General features: G+C 62.0%; 4 protein-coding genes and 1 pseudogene. All 5 read left to right on the top strand.

Going from position 1 to position 4,343, the window contains the following annotated elements; all coding sequences use genetic code 11:
• Positions 1 to 419, top strand: a 419-nt coding sequence (locus tag ACCD00_RS30245; protein WP_413428866.1) for a hypothetical protein, incomplete at its 5' end; no start/stop codon positions are given.
• Between the two features lie 131 nt (positions 420 to 550).
• Positions 551 to 1,393: a DUF6502 family protein gene (locus tag ACCD00_RS30240; protein WP_413428865.1), complete on the top strand. Its 843-nt coding sequence runs from the start codon at positions 551 to 553 to the stop codon at positions 1,391 to 1,393.
• On the top strand, positions 1,390 to 2,979 hold the full coding sequence (locus ACCD00_RS30235; protein ID WP_413428864.1) for a DUF5666 domain-containing protein: 1,590 nt from the start codon (positions 1,390 to 1,392) through the stop codon (positions 2,977 to 2,979). The genes ACCD00_RS30240 and ACCD00_RS30235 overlap by 4 nt, the downstream gene beginning before the upstream one ends.
• 101 nt (positions 2,980 to 3,080) lie before the next feature.
• Positions 3,081 to 3,830 carry a hypothetical protein gene (locus tag ACCD00_RS30230; RefSeq protein ID WP_413428863.1) on the top strand — a complete coding sequence of 250 codons (750 nt, stop codon included), beginning with the start codon at positions 3,081 to 3,083 and terminating at the stop codon, positions 3,828 to 3,830.
• Positions 3,831 to 4,163: 333 nt separating this feature from the next.
• Positions 4,164 to 4,343: pseudogene (locus ACCD00_RS30225) on the top strand (hypothetical protein); the annotation flags it as partial.

Below are 4,343 nucleotides of genomic sequence, written 5' to 3'. Positions count from 1 at the left end.
GTGGTGGCAACGGCGGTAGCGGCGGTGGCGGCCACGGTGGCAACGGCGGTGGCGGTAGCAGTGGTGGAGGCCATGGTGGCAACAGTGGTCACAGTGGCAGCGACCATGGGAATGGGAACTCAGGCAATTCCGGTCCTGGAAGTTCGAACTCCGGTCGCGGTGGCACCCATGCAGAAGCAGGTGACGATCACGGTGTCCACGTCGGCGGCGAGCCGGGTGATGACCGCGGCGTCCACGTCGGCGGCGAGCCGGGGGATGACCGCGGTGTCCATGTCGGCGGCGAGCCGGGTGATGACCGCGGTGTCCACGTCGGCGGCGAGCCGGGTGATGATCGCGGTGTCCATGTCGGCGGCGAGCCGGGTGACGATCGCGGCGTCCATGTTGGCGGCGAACCCGGCGACGACAATAGCCAGATGTGAGGCGGGCTGATGACCTCATGCAAAACCCGGGGGACGGGCTTTGCATGAGGCACGGCAGAAATACATGCCTGCATTCATGGGATTATTTCCCACATGGCTATACTGGGGTTATCTGACCAGGAATGCACTGAATGCAATCGTCTACCTTGCCCACCTCGCTCCTCAAAGCCTTGCGGCATGTCATGCGGCCGCTGGTACGCTTGATGCTGCGTAAAGGTGTCACCTATCTGGTGTTTGCCGACCTGCTCAAGGAGGTTTTCGTCGAAGTGGCGGACCGTGAGTTTCGTCTGGGCGACAAGGCACCGACCGACAGCCGCATCAGCTTGCTCACTGGCGTGCACCGCAAGGATGTACGGCGTTTGCGCAACATCAGCGATCCCGCCTCCTCTACGCTTCCGGAAAACATCACCTTCGGTGCGCAACTGGTCAACGCCTGGACCAGCGCACCCTTCTGCAATGACGCCGGCCAGCCACTGCCGCTGCCTCGATTGGCCAGTGCTGGCGGCGACTGTTCCTTTGACGCCCTGGTGGCGAAGGTCAGCACGGATATCCGGGCGCGGGTAGTGCTGGACGAGTGGCTGCGCCTGGGCGTCGTCCGCCTGGACGAACAGGAGCGCGTGCATCTCGAAGCCCAGGCTTTCGTGCCGCAAAAGGGCTTCGATGAGAAAGCTGCGTACCTGGGGCATAATCTGCACGATCATGCCTGCGCCGCGGTCCATAATCTGAGCAGTGAAGGTCCGGCCTTTTTTGAACGCAGTGTCCACTATGACGCACTGGCCCCGACGAGCGTCGAGGCACTGCGCGAGGCCGTTGCCAGTGAGGGGATGCAGGCCCTGCTGAGCTTCAACCGACTCGCCGCCGAACTGGAGTTCCAGGACCTGCCAAGTCTTGAACCGCGCCAGCGCATCACGGTCGGCCTGTACTTCTACACTGAAGCTTCAGATCCCGATTCACCAACGGCCCCTAAGCCATGACAGTCAATTTGCGCCTGATTCGAGCAACCGCCCTCGCTCTGGGCCTCGGACTTCCGATTGCGTTGCAAGCCGCCCCAGCCTGTGTCAGCCAGAATGATGCGGGCACAATTGGAGTGCCGGTTATCCAGGCTCCTGGTGGCACCGGCGGTACGGGTGTGGCGCCTGGCGGCATGGGCGGTACTGGCATGGGCACCGACGACGGCGGGGTGGGCGGTACCGGCGCACCGCTCACAAAACGCCCCGGCGGCATTGGCGGTACCGGTGCCGTTGCAGGCGGCGTGGGTGGCACGGGCATCAGCGACGACAACGGCGGGATCGGTGGCACCGGCATTGTCGGCACCATCACCGGGTTCGCCTCGATCTGCGTCAATGGCGTGGAAGTGCACTTCAACAACAATGTGCCTGTCAGCGAGAACGGCATTGTCGCGACCAGCACCCAGTTGGCAGTAGGCCAAGTGGTTGCCGTGGAAGCGTTCAAATCCCGGCGCGGTCTGGAGGCCGGGCGCATTTCCATCCTGCACGTCTATGAGGGCCCCTTGACAGCCCTGCCACGCGCTTCCATGCCCATGCGCGTCATGGGGCAACCGGTACGCCTGGCCAGCGGTGCTCAAGTCGCTGCCGGTCTGCGCCTGGGTGATCCCGTACGGGTCAGCGGGCTGCGCGATGCCCGCGGTGAAGTGGTGGCCAGCCGCATCGACCGGGCGCCCGGGCTCAAGGAGGCCAGTGCCATCGGGCCGGTGGATCGCAGCGGTTACCTCCAGGGGCTCAAACTCAGCAATCACTCTGGCCCGGCGCAGGAAATGCTGGTGCGCGGCCAGTGGTCCGGTCGCGAGCTGGATGTGACCCAAAGCCGCCCCGACCCGAGCCTGCCCTTCATTGGCCGGGTACGCAATGCAGTGATCGAGGGCCTGGTACAGGGCCGGCAGGACCGCCATTTGGTGGTGGGTGGCTTTAATGTGACGCTGGCGCGCGACACCGTATTTGTGGGTGTGCAGCCTTCGCAGCTGGCGCTGGATCGACGCGTGCGGGTCACTGGCGTGTTCAGCGGCGCGCGGGATGTGCAGGCCACGCGTATTGAAATGCCCCGCGAGCGTTCCGATTCTCCAGCCGGCAACCAACACGGGAAACTCCGGACCGGCGAGCAAAACACGGACGAGTCAAGTGGATCGAGTAACTCGGGCAGCTCCAACAGCCCGGACAACTCGGGTAACTCCGACAATTCCGGTAATTCCGCCAGTTCCGGCAGCTCGGGGGGCTCGGGCATTGACAGGAGCGGCCGCTCCGGCAGCGAAAACAGCGTCGGCGACGATACTCGCCGCGGGGGCAGTGACAGTCATGGCGGCGGCGACAGAACGGAAAGCGTGGACAAGTCCGGCAAGTCGGAGCGTGTCGAGCAACCCGACAAAGTCGAGAGGGTAGAGAGGGTAGAGAAAGCGGAAAAGGTCGAACGACCCGAAAAGGTTGAAAAGGTCGAACGCCCGGAGAAAGTCGAGAAAGTTGAACGGCCAGAAACAGTCGAGAAGGTAGAGAAAGTCGAAAAGGTCGAGCCGGTTGAAAAAATCGATCACTCTGGCAGGCCGGGTTAAAAGTGCAGTCGTGATGCACTATCGTCATAAGTGACTAGGCTGGGTAAGTCACACTACAAAACATGCGTGTGAACTTCGATGACGCAAGACACGAGGTGAACATGGACCGCAAGCGCATCCTGCTCGTCGGTTTGCTTGCCAGCCTGGCCTCGCCAGCCCAGGCCGATACTTTCTCGACCTCGATCGGCACCGACTACTCTCGGGGCGATTATGGCACCGGCACTACTTCCGAAACCTGGTACGTCCCGCTGGTGGGCAAATACCAGACCGGCCCCATGACCTACAAGCTCACCGTGCCCTGGTTGCGGATCACCAACCCTTCGGTCGGCCCTGACGGCGAGCCGCTGCCCGGCGGCTGCGGCAAAGTTGAAAGTGGTTTGGGCGACACTATCGCCGGTGCCGACTATGCCGTGTTTGAGGACAGTGTTGGCGGGCTGTTCGTGGACCTGATCGGCAAGGTCAAGTTGCCTACCGCCGACGAAGACAAGTGCCTGGGCACCGGCAAAACCGACTATTCCGCCCAGGTCGATGTCACCAAATCCTTTGGTTTTGTGACCGGATTTGCCACCCTGGGCTGGAAAAAATTCGGCGACCCGTCGGGATCCGACTTCGACGACCCGATATTCACCAGTCTGGGCTTCGCCATACCCGTGTTTGCGCGCACCTCGGCGGGCGCATCCTACGACTGGCGGCAGAAGGTTGTTTCCACGGGCGACCCGATCAAGGAACTCACCCTTTTCCTGACGCACAAGCTCAATCAGCACTGGAAGTTCCAGTTGTATGCCGTCAAGGGCTTTTCCGATGCCAGCCCGGATGGCGAGGCTGGACTGTTGTTCAGCCACACCTTCTGATACCCACCTGTTCTCCTGCACTGATCAGGCCGGGGCCGGCTGCACGCCCCGGTTCGGTGATGCCGGCCAGTAAGTTTTCATGTCCGTTAGAATCAGTCCCGATGTTCGGTCGTTGACACTCGGGCTGACAGCACTAATCTAAATATGTGGGAATATTTCCCACGCAACATTGCTAACTGGCTCTGAGGGATCATGCGGATACCGCAGGTGCTCGTTATTGCTGCAGATTTATGTTCGTGCCGGTTGGCTGGCCGCTCCAATGGGCGGCCGGGAACTCACTAGACATTGCGTTCGATACGGAGATGACGACGCAACTCCAAGTGGAGGTGCATCATGCTGCTCAAGAAATGTTTGTTGGCGGTGGCGATTGGCGGAGTCCTGTCGGCATCGACTGTCCTGGTGCCCGATTACATCGGTAGTTTCTCCAGCGTGTATGCCAAAGATGGCGGCAGCGGTGGAGGCGGTGGTGGTCACGGTGGCGGTGGCGGTGGCTCCGGAGGCGGTGGTCACGGT

Origin of the sequence: Pseudomonas sp. Pseusp3 (assembly GCF_047304225.1) — a bacterium.
Classification (GTDB): Bacteria; Pseudomonadota; Gammaproteobacteria; order Pseudomonadales; family Pseudomonadaceae; genus Aquipseudomonas; species Aquipseudomonas fluorescens_CD.
The sequence above is the reverse complement of the archived record's forward strand: the minus strand, read 5'-3'. Positions and strand labels throughout refer to the sequence as shown.